This window comes from Ellagibacter isourolithinifaciens (assembly GCF_008831035.1).
GTDB classification, from domain to species: Bacteria; Actinomycetota; Coriobacteriia; order Coriobacteriales; family Eggerthellaceae; genus Ellagibacter; species Ellagibacter isourolithinifaciens.
Genome location: NZ_WAJR01000036.1, coordinates 1 through 14,924 on the forward strand (window position 1 = coordinate 1; position 14,924 = coordinate 14,924).

General features: G+C 51.5%; 13 protein-coding genes. 11 read left to right on the forward strand and 2 right to left on the reverse strand.

Features of this window, described 5'->3' with window-relative positions; genetic code table 11:
- Positions 1-120: 120 nt before the first annotated feature.
- Complete coding sequence (locus tag F8C90_RS10020; RefSeq protein WP_158050369.1) at positions 121-486, reverse strand: LysR family transcriptional regulator; 366 nt, start codon at positions 484-486, stop codon at positions 121-123.
- Positions 487-816: 330 nt separating this feature from the next.
- On the opposite strand from F8C90_RS10020, the gene F8C90_RS10025 reads away from it, so the two are divergent.
- The 7 genes from F8C90_RS10025 (at position 817) to F8C90_RS10060 (ending at position 10,777) form a co-directional block, all read left to right on the forward strand.
- The gene (locus F8C90_RS10025; RefSeq protein WP_158050370.1) at positions 817-2,052 is read left to right on the forward strand and encodes an MFS transporter; all 1,236 of its coding nucleotides are present in this window, start codon (positions 817-819) and stop codon (positions 2,050-2,052) included.
- A 264-nt stretch (positions 2,053-2,316) separates the two neighbouring features.
- Complete coding sequence (locus F8C90_RS10030; RefSeq protein ID WP_158050371.1) at positions 2,317-4,689, forward strand: molybdopterin-dependent oxidoreductase; 2,373 nt, start codon at positions 2,317-2,319, stop codon at positions 4,687-4,689.
- Complete coding sequence (locus F8C90_RS10035; protein WP_158050372.1) at positions 4,682-5,017, forward strand: 4Fe-4S dicluster domain-containing protein; 336 nt, start codon at positions 4,682-4,684, stop codon at positions 5,015-5,017. The genes F8C90_RS10030 and F8C90_RS10035 overlap by 8 nt, the downstream gene beginning before the upstream one ends.
- Before the next feature lie 79 nt (positions 5,018-5,096).
- On the forward strand, positions 5,097-7,469 hold the full coding sequence (locus F8C90_RS10040; RefSeq protein ID WP_158050373.1) for a molybdopterin-dependent oxidoreductase: 2,373 nt from the start codon (positions 5,097-5,099) through the stop codon (positions 7,467-7,469).
- A gap of 529 nt (positions 7,470-7,998) precedes the next feature.
- Positions 7,999-8,946 carry an SMP-30/gluconolactonase/LRE family protein gene (locus F8C90_RS10050; RefSeq protein WP_170264635.1) on the forward strand — a complete coding sequence of 316 codons (948 nt, stop codon included), beginning with the start codon at positions 7,999-8,001 and terminating at the stop codon, positions 8,944-8,946.
- Between the two features lie 167 nt (positions 8,947-9,113).
- The gene (locus F8C90_RS10055; protein WP_158050376.1) at positions 9,114-10,328 is read left to right on the forward strand and encodes an MFS transporter; all 1,215 of its coding nucleotides are present in this window, start codon (positions 9,114-9,116) and stop codon (positions 10,326-10,328) included.
- A 224-nt stretch (positions 10,329-10,552) separates the two neighbouring features.
- Positions 10,553-10,777 carry a hypothetical protein gene (locus tag F8C90_RS10060; protein WP_158050377.1) on the forward strand — a complete coding sequence of 75 codons (225 nt, stop codon included), beginning with the start codon at positions 10,553-10,555 and terminating at the stop codon, positions 10,775-10,777.
- 214 nt (positions 10,778-10,991) lie between these two features.
- Here the strand turns inward: F8C90_RS10060 and F8C90_RS10065 are convergent, their stop codons facing one another.
- Complete coding sequence (locus tag F8C90_RS10065; RefSeq protein WP_343030133.1) at positions 10,992-12,524, reverse strand: ATP-binding protein; 1,533 nt, start codon at positions 12,522-12,524, stop codon at positions 10,992-10,994.
- Here F8C90_RS10065 and F8C90_RS10070 point away from each other — a divergent pair.
- The 4 genes from F8C90_RS10070 to F8C90_RS10080 form a co-directional block, all read left to right on the forward strand.
- Positions 12,453-12,761 carry a Zn-binding domain-containing protein gene (locus F8C90_RS10070; RefSeq protein WP_211361095.1) on the forward strand — a complete coding sequence of 103 codons (309 nt, stop codon included), beginning with the start codon at positions 12,453-12,455 and terminating at the stop codon, positions 12,759-12,761. The two genes, F8C90_RS10065 and F8C90_RS10070, sit on opposite strands and share 72 nt — an antisense overlap.
- A 356-nt stretch (positions 12,762-13,117) precedes the next feature.
- The gene (locus tag F8C90_RS10075) at positions 13,118-14,236 is read left to right on the forward strand and encodes an ATP-binding protein (protein WP_158050379.1); all 1,119 of its coding nucleotides are present in this window, start codon (positions 13,118-13,120) and stop codon (positions 14,234-14,236) included.
- A gap of 20 nt (positions 14,237-14,256) precedes the next feature.
- Entirely contained in the window at positions 14,257-14,403 is a 147-nt protein-coding gene (locus F8C90_RS11035) for a hypothetical protein (protein WP_170264636.1), read from the forward strand.
- Positions 14,404-14,509: 106 nt separating this feature from the next.
- A partial coding sequence (locus F8C90_RS10080) for a hypothetical protein (RefSeq protein ID WP_211361096.1) occupies positions 14,510-14,924 on the forward strand: 415 nt, incomplete at its 3' end.

The window sequence follows — 14,924 nt, forward strand, 5'->3', positions numbered from 1 at the left end:
ATTCCCGGCAGGAAGGCGGCGTAGCATGCGCTAGAATGACGGCATTCTAGGTGATTCTCGGCTCCTCGGGCAGCCTGCGGCTACCCTCGAGAACCGAGCTCTACACCAACATTCGGGACACTACCCCCCATATGCAGGTGACATTGTCCCGATGAGCCTGGCCATCGCCTCGGTGGCAGCCTCTTCGTTGACGACCCCTCCAACGGATAGGCGTCGAAGAGGATTGGCGCGCAGCTCTTTTGCGCGAGCTTCGAACGCCTGTTGCTTTTCAATCAAATCATATGCAAACGGAAGCAGGTCGATTCCTGCGCGGGTGAGCTTTAGTCCTGTTGGTGATCTTTCAAATAGTTGGAATCGAAGCGTTTTTTCCAATGCCGTTATATGTTTCGAGAGAGTGGGTTGGGACATATTGAGAAAACGCGCTGTTTCCGTGACGTTTAAGCGTTTTGCCAGCTCAGCGTATTCGACGATAAACTGCGAATCCATAAGCTCCAACCCCCCTCAGGTTGTTCCTTGGGGTGACTTGCTCATCTCCCCAGGAACGGCGTCTGCAATTTAATTGTCAACGCATCAATTAGCAGGGAATACCTGCTATCCCAACAATAAACTGCCCGAGTGCTTTTTAGCGAATTCCTAATTGAAATTGTACCCATTCAATAGTGGAATAATGAAGCAGTATTGGCGTTTTACTATTCAATTATGGATTAGCCAGTGCACTTTTTCGCGCAATTGTTATTGTGCGCATTCTTTGCAATGTTCCTAGAATAAAAACCATGTGGGATGGGTGATTGAAAAAGACGAAACTGGGAGGGAAAAATGACTTCAGAGGTAAAGCAAAAAGTCGGAAAAGCCATGGTCCCCATCATGGCTATTTATGCTCTGGGCGCATCTCAAGGCGGCATTAATGCTGGCCTTGCTACTATGGGCGCTAGTTTCCCTGATGTTGGCGCAAATGTCGCCTATGTCGTTTCTATCGTCGCTTTGGGTATGATTCCGGGCGGCTTGCTTACTGGCATTTTAACGGGCAAGGTTATTAAATACCGTACTTCTATCGTTACGGCTATCATTCTTTATCTCATCTCTGGATGCTTCCCTATTTTCTTTAATGATAGCTGGAGTTTTGCGGCTTTGTTGGTCAGCCGATTTATTTTTGGTTTTGCTGTGGGCTGGTGCTATCCGCTAGCCCAGGCGCTCGTTTTCAAGACCGTTGACGACGAGAACCAGCGTGCAACTTGGCTGGGAGCTGGCTGGGCTTTCGTCAACATTGGCTCCGCCATCATGGAATTTGCCGGTGGCTACCTTGCTATCATTTCTTGGAAAATGTGCTTCTGTGTTTATCTGCTCGGCATCGTGCCGCTTCTGGTCGTTATTCCTTTGCTTAAAGAGCCCAAAACGGATGAGGTTCAGGCTGCTGAGCGTGCTGCTGCTCACGGTGAGCGCCAGGTCAAAGCCAAGATTCCCCCAATTGCTTTCGTGTATATGATTTTCTTGACCCTGACTACAGGCTTTGCGATGCCGACAATCTTGTACTGCTCTTTTATCGTTCCGGACTCCGCCTTTGCTGGAATTCTGCTATCTGTCATGACCTTTGTTGGTGCGGTTTCTGGTATGACGCTTGGTCCAGTGTACAAGGCTATTGGCAAGTGGACGCTTCCGGTATCTGTTCTTGAGCTTGGAATCCTATACTGCGTTGCGGCATTCTTCGTCGGTCCTAACTGGAACGCGGTTCCTTACGCTGCGGCATTCTTGATCGGCCACTGGGGTTTCGCAGTTGTCATTCCTGGCACTGCCGATATGATTACCAACCTGACTCCAATTGGCGCTGCTACTCGCGCAATGGGGTGGAACACCGTGTTCCATCAGCTCGGCTGTTTCATCGGCACGCCTGTCGCTACGACCATTCTCATGCTGGTGGGGAGCCAGAACCCGATGGATTGTGTTATGCCTGCTTCAATCTGCCTCGTTGTCATGGGTGTTCTGTACTGCATTCTAGCTGCTTCAACAAAAATGGAGAAATATGGCGAGAATTACGGGAAGAGTTCGGCAGATTAACGAGTTGCCGAGGGTTGTGTTCTCGCGATAGTTCTATCTAAAAATGAGTTTTGAGAGGGCGCATTCGCGCCCTCTCTTTTTTGGCCATTCCGAAGTGGAATAGTGATGACTTTATCGTGGCATATTTGGGTATAAAACGTCATTAGCCCTATTCAGGTCCTCCTTTCTACAATTGTCGCCAATGGGACACACAGTGACCATTCACCCATCCCGTGTGTCTTAGAGGGGTATTAAAACGAGAGTGGTTGTGAGAAAGGAGTTCCGATGACAACTGATTACTATAAGAAGCATTGGGACGAGGTTGAGTGGCAAGATGGTGATTACACCGTTACTCGTACCACGGCATGGTCTGCGCCAGGTTGCCATGACGGCTGCGGTGTTTTGTACTATACCAAAGACGGTAAATTGGAAAAGGTCGAAGGCGATCCTAAGAACCCCTTCAATCGTGGTAGCCTTTGCATGCGCTGCGTCATGATGCCCGAAGTTGTAAACAACCCCGAACGCCTCAAGAAGCCTCTTAAGCGTGTGGGAGAACGTGGCGAGAACAAGTGGGAAGAAATCTCAATCGATGAGGCTCTTGATATTATCGAGGAGAAAGTTCGGGCTATCTGGCGTGATTATGGCCCTGAGTCCATTGCGGTTCATATCGGCACTGGGCGCGACAATAACGATGTCATTCCTCGCATGGCATACTGTGCTTTTGGAACGCCGAACTTCTCGATGGGCTACCTGGCTGGCGACTCTTGCTTCTGCCCTCGATCTGCGTCTATGGCGTCAACGAACGGCGACTTTATGATTGCTGATATGTCTCAGCAATTTGAGAATCGGTATGACGAAAAGAGTACTGAATGGCGTTGCCCTGAGGTTATCGTCAACTGGGGCTGCAATGCGGTTGTGTCCAATTCTGATAACTTCTTCGGTCACTGGATCGTCGATTGCATGCAGCGCGGCGCAAAGATGATTACCATCGACCCAGGTCTGACTTGGCTTGCTGCTCGGTCTGATTATTGGCTGCGCGTTCGTCCTGGCACCGACTGCGCGCTGGCCATGGCCATGATTCATGTTATCGCTGAGGAAGGTCTTGAGGACAAGGATTTCGTCTCAAAGTGGTGCTACGGCTTTGACGAGCTAGTTGAGCGCTGTGAGCCTTGGACTCCTGAACGCGCAGCCGAGGTTTGCTGGGTTGACGCCGACAAGATCCGCGAAGCTGCCCGAATGTATGCCAATGCGAATAATGCCGCTATTCAATGGGGCCTAAAAGTCGATCAGACTACCAATGCGACCGCAACGGCAAATGCAATTAACGCCTTGTGGACCATTACTGGCAATGTTGACGTTCCTGGCGGCAACATCATCATCCGCAATGCGTTCTCTCAGAATCTCTCTTACGGTTATGGTTGGCACAGCTTGTCCCCCGAAGTGCAGGCAAAGCGCCTTGGTTCCGAGTTCCCGCTGATGAGCCGTGCAGGTTACAGCTCTTCTGCTCACGCGGACTCTGTGTTGAAAGCCATAGAGACTAGCGAGCCTTATCCGATTCGCATGGTTTGGATGTCCGCAACTAATCCGATTGCTAATATGGGCGCAGACGCACCTCGACTCTATCGCGCTCTGAAGACCGTGGATTTCGTAGTAGTCCATGATGTTTCATTGACTCCGACGGCTGTTGCTTTTGCTGACTTGGTTATTCCTGCTGCAATGAGCCCCGAGCGTAATTCGCAACGTTGCTGGTGGGTGCCTCATCGCACTATGAAAAAAGTCTGCGATAGCGGTGAGTGCTACTCGGACACCAATATTGCTACGTTGGTTGGTCGTCGCTTGAAGCCTGAAAACTGGCCGTGGGAAGACGAGGTTGGCTGGATCAATAATATTCTCTCAACTGAGTCCGATGAAAAGATACCCTATCGTAATTTCGAAGATGCGTGCAAGCAGGTCTGGGCTTATCCCGAGTTCCAATATCGTAAGTACGAGAAAGGTCTGCTCCGCTTCGATGGTCAGCCAGGCTTCAATACCCCAACTGGTCGCATCGAGCTTTTCAATACCAATATGATGCTGTGGGGATACGACCCTCTGCCTGAGCACAAAGAGCCGAGCTGCTCACCGGTCTCTAACCCTGAGCTTGCCGAAAAATACCCGTTAGTTCTCACGACAGGTGCGCGTTCTTTTGAGTTCTTCCATTCCGAACAGCGCCATGCGCACTTGACGAGCCGCGAGCTTCATCCTCAGCCAAAGGTTGAGATGTCTGTTAAAGCAGCTGCGGACCGGGGAATCAAGGAAGGCGATTGGGTCTGGATAGAGAATCAGCGCGGCCGTTGCCGTCAAATTGCCACTATTAGTTTGGCTTTGGACGATCGTGTCGTACGTGCCGAGCATGGTTGGTGGTTCCCTGAGGCTGAAGCTGCTGAGCCCAATCTATTCGGCGTATTCAACTCTAACATCAATAATCTGACACCGCAGTGTGAGAACGGCGATACAGGTTTTGGTGCCCCATATGCCAACCAGCTTTGCGAAATATATAAGTGCACCGAGGAGAACAGCCAAGACTTGCCTAGCACGCATGTGACTCGCAAAGATGGCTACTCCAAGGAAATGGACGAGACGAACGGGGACGTGAAGGTAGGTGTAGTTTACAATGGCTAACGCTCTTCTTATCGATTACGAGTATTGCACTGGTTGTCATGCGTGTGAGGTTTCATGCAAGAAGGAGAAGAATCTTGCACGAGGACAATGGGGCATCAAGATTCTTACCGATGGTCCTCGCGAACTACCCGATGATAAGTGGGAGTTCAACAATATCCCGATGCCTACATCTCTTTGTGACCTTTGTGCCGAGCGATTGGAATCGGGTAAGGATCCCTCTTGCGTGCACAATTGCCCTGCCAATTGCATGCAGTTCGGGACGGTTGAGGAGATGAGCAAAGAGGTTGCAAAGAAGGGCAACCGCGTCATCTTCGTTCCGGTGGTCTAAGAATCTTCTTCGTTTATTCGGGTGGGCGTGTTTCGCGACGCGCCCGCCGGGTAGGCGCTATTTCGAAAGGATTGAAGCAATGGCTGAGAAAGACTACTTTGCCGAACATCGCGGCCAATTCCAGTGGGAGGATGGGGATTATACCGTCACTCGCACAACGGTGTGGTCAGGCCCTGGCTGCCACGATGGTTGTGGCGTCTTGTATTACACCAAGGACGGTAAGCTTGAGAAAGTGGAAGGCGATCCCGATTGCGCTTACAACCAGGGAACGCTTTGCATGCGATGCCTCGAGATGCCTGAGGTCGTCAATAATCCCCGCCGCCCGTCCAAGCCGCTCAAGCGTGCCGGTGAGCGCGGCGAGGACAAGTGGGACGAGATCACCTGGGATGAGGCATACGACATCATCGAAGCAAAGGTTCGAGAAATATGGCGCGATTATGCCCCTGAGTCTATCGCTTGCATGATCGGCACCGGTCGCGCTAACTGCTGGCAAATTCCGTACATGTGCTATTCAGCTTTCGGGTCTCCTAATTTCTGCCTGGGCTTCCTCTCCGGCGAGTCTTGCTTCCAGCCCCGCTCCGCCGCGATGGCGTCCATGTCTGGTGATTTCTTTATCGCCGATTGCTCCCAGCAGTTCGAATCACGCTACGACGAGGAGAACACTGAATGGCGCTGCCCCGAGCTCATCATCAACTGGGGTTGCAACGCCGTCGAGTCAAACTCCGATAACTTCTACGGCGGATGGATCGTTGATTGCATGCAGCGCGGCTCCAAGATGATTACCGTCGACCCGTCCTTGACCTGGCTTGCTTCTCGTTCTGAAATCTGGCTGCGCTTGCGACCTGGCACCGATGGAGCTCTGGCGATGGCCATGCTCAATGTCATGATAAAGGAGGATATCTACGATCATGACTTTGTTGAGAAATGGTGCTATGGCTTCGATGAACTGGCCGAGCGCGTCAAGGAATGGACGCCTGCTCGCGCCGCTGAAATATGCTGGGTTGACGAAGCGGACATTGTTGCTGCTGCACGCATGTACGCGGGTGCTAAGAATGCTGCCATGCAATGGGGCCTTCCCATCGATCAGGCGGTCATGGGCATCCCGACTGCGCAGGCGTTGAATGCGTTGTGGGCTCTCACGGGCAACATCGATAACCCCGGAGGCAACATCGTCATCCGCAACGCCTTCGATCAAAACGTCTCCTACAATTACGGTTACAACAATTTGCCGGCAGAGGTTCAGGCGAAGCGCATAGGTGCCGAGTATCCTTTGATGTCCAAGGCGGGCTTCAGCTCCACTGCTCATTCCGATTCGATTCTGCAGGCCATTGAGACTGGAAAGCCGTATCCGATTCGAATGTTGTGGCTGACGTCTACCAACCCTATTGCCAATATGGCTTCCGATGCACCCCGTGTCTACCGTGCTTTGAAGACTTTGGATTTTGTGGTCGTAAACGATCTCTTCCTGACGCCAACAGCTGTAGCGTTCGCCGACTTATTTCTGCCTGCGGCAATGAGCCCCGAACGAGATATGCAGCGTGTCTGGTGGGTTCCCCTGCGCGGTATGAAGAAGGTCTGCCAGTACGGCGAGTGCAAGTCCGACGATACCATCGTCACCGAAATCGGTAAGCGTTTGCACCCCGAGAACTTCCCGTGGAACAATGATCAGGAGTGGACGGACAATATTCTTAGGACAGAGACTCCTGGCTACGATGGCGGCTACCATGAGCTGGTTGAGCGAGACATCTGGGTTTATCCCGGCTTCCAGTACTATAAGCACGAGAAGGGCTTGCTTCGTGCTGATGGGCAGCCAGGATTTTCCACCCCGTCTGGTCGCATCGAGCTATGGAACACTGTGTTCAGCCTCTGGGGCTATGATCCCTTGCCTGATTGGGCGGAACCTTCCAATTCTCCCTATAGCTCCCCCGAGCTTTATGAGAAGTATCCATTCGTACTCACCACGGGTGCTCGTCACATTGAGTTCTTCCATTCCGAGCATCGTCAGCCTGAGCTTACGTCTCGCGAACTTTATCCGGATCCCTGCTTCGAGATGAGTCCCAAGTCTGCAGCCGATCTTGACATTAAAGAGGGAGACTGGTGTTGGCTGGAGAATCATCGCGGTCGCTGTCGTCAGAAGCTTCGCATTAATCCCACCTTGGATGATCGTGTCGTGCGAGCTGATCATGGTTGGTGGTTCCCGGAAAAAGATGCTGCGGAACCATCTTTGTATGGCGTGTTTGACTCCAACATCAACAATCTTCTCCCGCAATGCGAAAACGGCGTTACTGGTTATGGCGCGCCGTACAAGAACCAGTTATGCAAAGTTTATAAGTGCACCGAGGAAAACAGCAAGGAGATGCCTTCGATTTGCGTCTCCACTAAGGACGGATATTCCAAGGCCATGGACGAGTCCAATGGCGATGTGAAAGTAGGTGCTATCTACAATGGCTAAGGCTTTGATGATTGACTACGAATACTGTACTGGTTGTCATACGTGCGAGGTTGCATGTCGCAAGTCGTTGGGCCTCGATTCTGGTCAGTTCGGGATTCATATTCTAAAGGATGGCCCCCGTCAAATTGAGGGAACGAAGAAATGGGAGCTTAATTACTTGCCCGTTCCGACTTCCTTGTGCGACTTGTGCGCAGAGCGTTCGGAAAAGGGCATGGACGCATCTTGCGCACACCATTGCCCAACGCATTGCTTGGTCGTCGGCAATGTCGAAGATTTGGCGATTGAAGTGGGCAAGAAGGCCAATAGAGCTCTCTTCGTCCCGCTTGCATAGAGGTATATTCTGGACAAATATGGAGAGGGCTGCTTTTGCCGCCCTCTCTTTCTTGTGCTGTAAGTTCTGCGTGATTTACGGTTTATTGAGTTCGCTTGTCTTTGCTTGAATTAGGCGAATTGTTCTTCAGATTATTATGCATTTTGCTAAGATGGGGATAAACATTTTTGAAATGCCCCTTCTGCATATAGAGGCTTGGTGATTTCAATGTTGGGATGTAGCTATCCTCAAGGAAAGCCCGATAAAAATGAGCTGTTTCGCGTCGTAAAAGCGAACGAGGAATGGGAGCTTGTCATCGAGCTCGGGGAGACTGGCATTATTCGGATAGTCGATGTTACCAGTGAGGTTGCATGGCTTCTGAATATAGAGAACGGGCATTTTTTCTGTTTCAACGGCGAAGATCTTGAGGTTTTCAAGGCGCCCTTTGCGAACGCGAATCCCGTAGCAGCGCGCTTTCTTAATGAGGCCGATATTCTTGTTGCAGACAAGAACCTTGGGCTGTGCAAGTATCTGCCCCATAGTTCCTCATATTATGTTGTCGCTGATGAGTGCAAGGGTATTCCTTTTGTCGGCATCAACAGCATTACGATGGACGGGTACGGTGGCGCTTATGTCTCGGATGCTACAAGTTCTGGATATTTTAAGCGTGACGGCAAAATCTACTATGTTTGGTTCAGGGACGGCGACTTTGATGTTGAGCTGTTTCAGGAGGGCGTTGCGTTTCCCTCCTGCACGGCTGTGTCCGAAAACGATAACCTGTTTATTGGAGAGTTTGCGACGAATTCAGTAATTTGCGTTCCGTCGAAAGCTGCACAGGGGAGGGTTGAAACTCCAAGTATGTTTATGTATCACGACAATGGGCATGGTCCCACGGGGCTTGTCGTTGATTCGTGCAGTAATGTTTATGCTTCGTTTGAGTTTTGCCACGATATTTTGGTGTCCAGCCAAAATGGCTCGCAAAAGACGCGCATATCGCTACCCGAGTGTGCTAAATCATTCCCTTCTGATATTTATATCGACGGTGATTGGTTGTACGTTGTCGAGGGAACCGAAGGGGCTCTATTTCGCATAAAGCTATCGCCTTCAGTAATTGAAAGGGAGATTCCAGATTGCCTGGAGCCATTGTCGTGGCCTTGGCAGCTGTAGCTTCTTTTTAGGCTAGGGAATTATTTCCTAGCATTCATATTTGGAATGGCGCCTCGGCAATTTATGCCAGGGCGCCATTCTCTGTCTTATAAGGGCATTTTTATGATTCCTCACCATGCAGATATCCTCGCATAGAGGATTTGCGGACGATTGTGCGGGAGAATCATATGGATAAACAAAGGGAGCATCAAAACTGGTTGATCGTGTCTCTGTGCTTCTTCTTGGTTGCATTTTGTATTACGCTCATGATGTATAAAATTCCGACTATCATGATCCAGCTAATGGAATTGCTGTCGGTTTCGGCTGCTACAGCTGCATGGTTCATGTCCGTATTTACGTTTACGGGAATCTTCTTAGCGATTCCCATCGGTTTTCTTATCAAGGGAATCGGAGTCAGAAAAGTAGTTATCGTCTCCGGTTTTCTCGCGGCTTTTGCGTCAATTGCTGGCAGTTTTGCGCCAGAGGTTGGATTCGCGTGTGTGCCTCTCCTGATTGTCACCAGAGGGCTCGAGGGGCTGTCTTTCGTTGGTATCATCGCTTCGATTCCAATTATGATTCAGATGTGCATCATTCCTTCGCGGGTTGGGACCTCGACGGGCATTTTCATGCTCGGCGGAATGCTCGGCGCAATGGGCGGCGGTGTCATTACTCCAACCGTCTTTACTGCAAGCGGTTTTGCTGGGCTCTGGATTGCCTATGCAGCCTTCATGGCTTTGTCTACAATCGTGTTTATGGTGTATGTGAGGTTTCCTCGCCAGGAGCAAGAAGGAGCGTTTCCCGAGAGCAAGGCTGCAACTAGGTCGTCCTCTGTCTCGATATATGGCGTCTTTTTTAAGCCTAACACGCTGTTGTTCTTCTTGGGATTTGCGGCTTTTCAGATATTGCTGCTCTCTGTGCTGACCTACGCGCCAACCGCCCTCCAGCAGCGCGGAATGTCCCCTGCCATGTCTGGCTTTGTTAGTACATTGCCGCAGCTTATCTCCATCGTCACGGCAATTGCTTTCGGGGCAATTGCCGACGCAATCCATAGGACAAAGCCTCTCGTTATAATCGGTATGATTGCGATGGCGATTTGTGCCCCTGCAGCTTTAGTGACAGATACTCCTGTGCTTTGGGCCATTTTAGTTGCTATGGGGCTTTTGGCGATGGGGGTTCCAACTGTTGTCATGGCTGCTTACCCAAAGCTTCTGGCTGATCCTTCAAAGCTAACTGTTGGCATGGGTGTGATGATGCTCGTCCAGAGTTTGGGACAATTCCTCGGATCGCTTATCCCATCAATTGTTCTTGGCCCCGACTTAAGCAACTGGACAGTGTGTTCAATAGTTTTATTCCTTTTGGGGCTTGCTGCCACTGCTTGCTTTGTTGCGAGCAAATTCAAGTAGTGGACTTATTGCCGACTGTGCGAAGTGCGGCGGGCTATTATTTGCTGGCTACTGAGTAGAAACCTAATCGCTTCTCTCGATTAGAGACCTCGAACCCTATGATTGTGGCGTGATAGCCGAGGCATCCCGTGTATGGAGTAAGGAAAATATGCAGAATTCTGCTTATTCTCAAAGCACTACTATCCTGGCAGGGAAAGTGCGTCTCGCTGGCAAGGCGAAGCCTAATGAGCCGTCAGCAAGGCGTGGATTCGGGAAAGAGGGCGCGCATGGCCGCCATCGATGTTGACAAGCTTCGCGACTACATGACCGACTACTTCGGCACTGCCGTGTTCAATGGTTTCCCTGCGGCGATCCTCGACCTCTCCGACATCGAGAGCATGAGTGGTCAAGAGCTTTGCCAAAAAGCGGAATCCCTCGGGATTAACCTTCGCGATTTTGAAATTGAGTAGATGAGCTCGATCGGATAATCGGCTGGGTTCTTTTTGAAACGTCAATGTGCGGGTATAGACGGTTGGGCGGGGGTTCCTTTTGATGTCTACGAGGCAATTCTAGTTTTCGAGTGATTGCAGGGATGACGAAAACTAAAGCCGCATCCAAAACGGCAGCAGGCGGAAAAGCCGGTTTTGGCTTCTCTGCCCGCAAGTAGTCTTGCCGAACGCATCGTTACGACAAAAGCATCAGGTCGTCTCGCTCTTCCGCTAAAGCCCGAAGCTCTTCCGTGAATCCATGGATACTAAACAAAACGAACCACTCTTTCCGTTTGCCTTTGCGCCAATCTACCAAGGCAGCTTTTTCCTCAAGCTTTCTCAGAACGTTAACGCCTACTTCCCCCTTCCAGTACTTGCATTCGCCCAAGATGATGTTTCCTTCATCTGGATCGGTCGCCACGACGTCGATCTCGTTGTTGTGATTGTCCCACCAACGTCCCGCTTTCAAGAAGATAAAAGGCCAGGCGTCATCTCCGTTCAGTTCCCATAGGCGCTCCCGGCAGACATTTTCGTATACGTGGGCGATATGGTTGTCGACGAGATTCGCGCGGATCTTCCTCATGGCCAAGTCCACATGCCCCGATTCGATGAAGCTTTTGTTCGGAAAGACGAAGCGAAACCAAAACTCGATAAAGTTGTCCTTGATTTTGTACAGGCCTCTTCGGCTTTTCTCGGGCGATTCCTCCGTTACCGGCACTTCTCTCTCTAAAATTCCAAGGTCTATGAGGGTCTTCAGGTAAACCGTGAGACTGGTCCTTTTTATTTCCAGGTCTGCCGCGATGTTTCCGAGCTTTTGATTGCCGAACGCAATCGACTTGATGATGGAGAAGTAGCTCCCTATTTCTTTCACTTCGTTCTGCAGCAGGAAGTAAGGCTCGTCGTAAAGATAGCTGGACTTCTCGAGCACGTTTTTTTGGATGGCCTCGTAAATGTTGCGCGAGCTTTTGAACTGCTCCACGTACTTGGGAACGCCGCCCGTCACGCTGTAGAGCTCGATCAGTTCCTGACGGCTCTTTCCTTCGTAGAACTCGTGATAATAAGCGAAGGGAATCTGTCCCAAGCGGATCTGGCGCGTCCTGCGCCCATACAGGGGGCTGTCGTACGAAAGCGTTTGGGAAATCATCATTGAAATCAAAGAGCCGCAAAGGATGAGCATGACGTTGCGGCCCTTCAGGACGGTGTCCCAAATTCTCTGCATGACGGAAGGGAAGGCGGGGCTGACCTTGCCAAGGTATTGAAACTCGTCGATCACGATGACGATTCGATCGTCTGTTTCTTGCTCGACGATATAACGGAACGCATCTTCCCATTTCTGAAATGGGGCGCCCTCCAGAAGCGGAAGATTGAGCATCGCTGACGCGACTGATTGAAAAGAGCTGCGGTTCTCGACTTCAGACTCTTCTGTGGCCAAGTAGTACAGGGCCCGCTTCCCTTTGATGAACTCCTTCAGCAACTCGCTTTTCCCCACGCGACGTCTGCCGTATAAGACGACGAAGGAAGCCCCATCCTGGCGGTACTCTTCCTCCAGCACTGCTATTTCGTTCTCTCTGTCTATGAATGGCATACAGGACACCTCATTTGTATAAATTAGAGTATTATAAATCATATTATACAAAATGAGACAAGAATGGTCAACGTGCGTAGGAAGAGCCTCGGGCCGTCCGTAATTGACTATATTACGCCAAACAGTATTGCGGCATGCTCGCATGGCGTATCCCGGCTTATCTACGACAAGGTCCCTGGAGGGGCAGGCCACGCTCGCCAGCTTAGCGATAGGGTGATCGAGCTTGTCGAGGAGGCGTACAGGGTTGTAGATGGCCACTGTGGCTGTGGCGAGGAGACCTACTGCTACAGATGCATCGCCAACTACTATAACCAGAGCAAGCAAGCGAAGCTTTCCCGCGGCGCCGCGAAACGAATACTGGGAAGCTTGCTGGGATATTAGGGAAGAGAAAAGTCAAAGGAAAGGAAGTCATCATGGCAAATGGAAGATACTCGCAATACTGCACAAAGCCACCAAAGCCGTCGCCTAATCCCGGTTTGTCGAGATGTCCGGGGATTGTCATTACGAGAAGAAGTCGATTGGCGATTTAGTTTATGAAATGCATATTGAGTCACGGTAATGTGCCGAAGGTTGGTGTGGAACGTAGTCTCAGGTTTGCGCTTCCTCACCTCGCTCATCCTTTTCCAGCAAGCTTACGAGTGCTAACTGTGCTAACGCAAGCTGAAAAAGCTAACGCAAGCTAACCAAAACGAACGGCATTGCTCTATAATGAACGAAAGAAATCGAAGGAGGGAGACATGGCCAAGACTATTGCCAACCCGTTCACTCCAGTAGTCGGAAAAGTTCCCCCGCATATTGCTGGGCGCGAGGAAATCATCGCTGATGTGGAGGCAGCACTTGCCGGCGCGGGCAACGACCCGGCTATTATCAGCCTTTTGGTCGGCCCCCGCGGCACGGGCAAAACGGCCCTGCTGTCCTACTTCGCCGATACTGCGGAATCATCTGGTTGGGTTGCGGCTCGCGTGACGTGCGTTGCAGGAATGCTCGATGACGTCCTCATCAGAGCGCAGCGAGCAGCTCGACATTTGGTGGACACTCGACCCTCTCGCAAAATTAAAGGCGCGGGCATAGCCAACGTTGTTTCGTTTGAATTGGAAGACTCGCCTATCGAGCCGGCAAACTGGCGTTCAAAAATGGATGACATTCTGGATGCCCTTGCCGAGCAGGGAACTGGGCTTTTGGTGACAATCGACGAGGTCAATCCTAGCATCGAGGAAATGACGACGCTCGTCGCGGCCTTTCAGCACTTTCTCGACGAGGGTAAGAGAGTCGCCCTGATTATGGCGGGCCTCCCGTATGCGGTTACATCGCTGCTCTCCGGCAAGTCAACCTCGTTCCTGCGAAGGGCGGCGCGCTATGAATTGCAGGCGTTGAACGATTACGAGGTTGAAGAAGCACTGATAAGGACGATGAGGGACGGTGGCAAGAGCTTCGAGCCCGATGCCCTTGATGCTGCTGTCAAAGCAATCAAGGGTTTCCCCTTTATGCTCCAGCTTGTAGGGTATCGTACGTGGCGGATGGCGGGAAACTCGGAAGTTGTAGACGTGTCGGTTGTCAATGATGCGGCGGGCATCGCTCGAAAGGAGTTGGATCGGAGGGTGTATGAGGCCATCTGGTTCGAACTGAGTGAGGCCGACAAGTCTTTTCTTCTGGCAATGGCAAAGGACTCGGGAGCGACGCGGCAGATGGACTTGCCGGGCAGGCTCGATAAGCCGAGCGGGCATGTTTCGAAATACAAGAAGCGCTTGCTGCAGCAAGGGGTCATTCAGGAGCGGTCGAAGGGTATTTTGAATTTCTGTTTACCTGGGTTCAAAGAGTACTTCATGGAGCGCATTGCGGAGGAAAGGGAACTGTAGAATCCAGGCTTCGCGACCACATGACTGACTATTTCGAGACTGCACTGTCTAGCGGATTCCCTGCGGCGATCCTCGATCCCTCCGGCTTCGAGAGTATGGGCGCATACGAGTTTTGCCAAAAAGCGGAATCCCTCGGTATCGACCTTCGCGATTTTGAAATCAGGTAAACGAACCCGTTCGAAGATGAAGGGGCCCTTCTCGTTCTCGCGGGCGATTTTGCTTGATTGGTAAGCGGTACAATAGTGCCAATGCCACCAGTGGGAAAGGGATGACATGAGCTCTGGGGAAACTGTCGGAAAGAGGCGCTGCTTGCGCTTCGTTGTTGCGATAATCGCTATCCTCCTCGGGATGGCGCTCGGCTTCTCCGCGCAAGCAGCTCCGGGCGTGCAGGCTGCTTTTGCGACGCCGGCTTCGCAAGCAGCGCCCACTGCGCAGGCTGCCTTAGCAGCTGAAGTCGCCTCGCAAGAAACCCTCCAGCAGGGTGGCATTGAGCTTCAGGCTGACATGAGCAGGACCGTCTGGTGCTCTCGATCTGGCAGCAAGTACCATTACAGTTCGACCTGTTCGGGGATGAAGAATCCCATCGCGATGACCCTGCAACAGGCCGTCGACTCCGGTAAGCAGCCCTGCTCCAAGTGCGTGCACGAGTCGCCTACGCCCGACCCTGCCCCCAACCCCAGCCCTGACC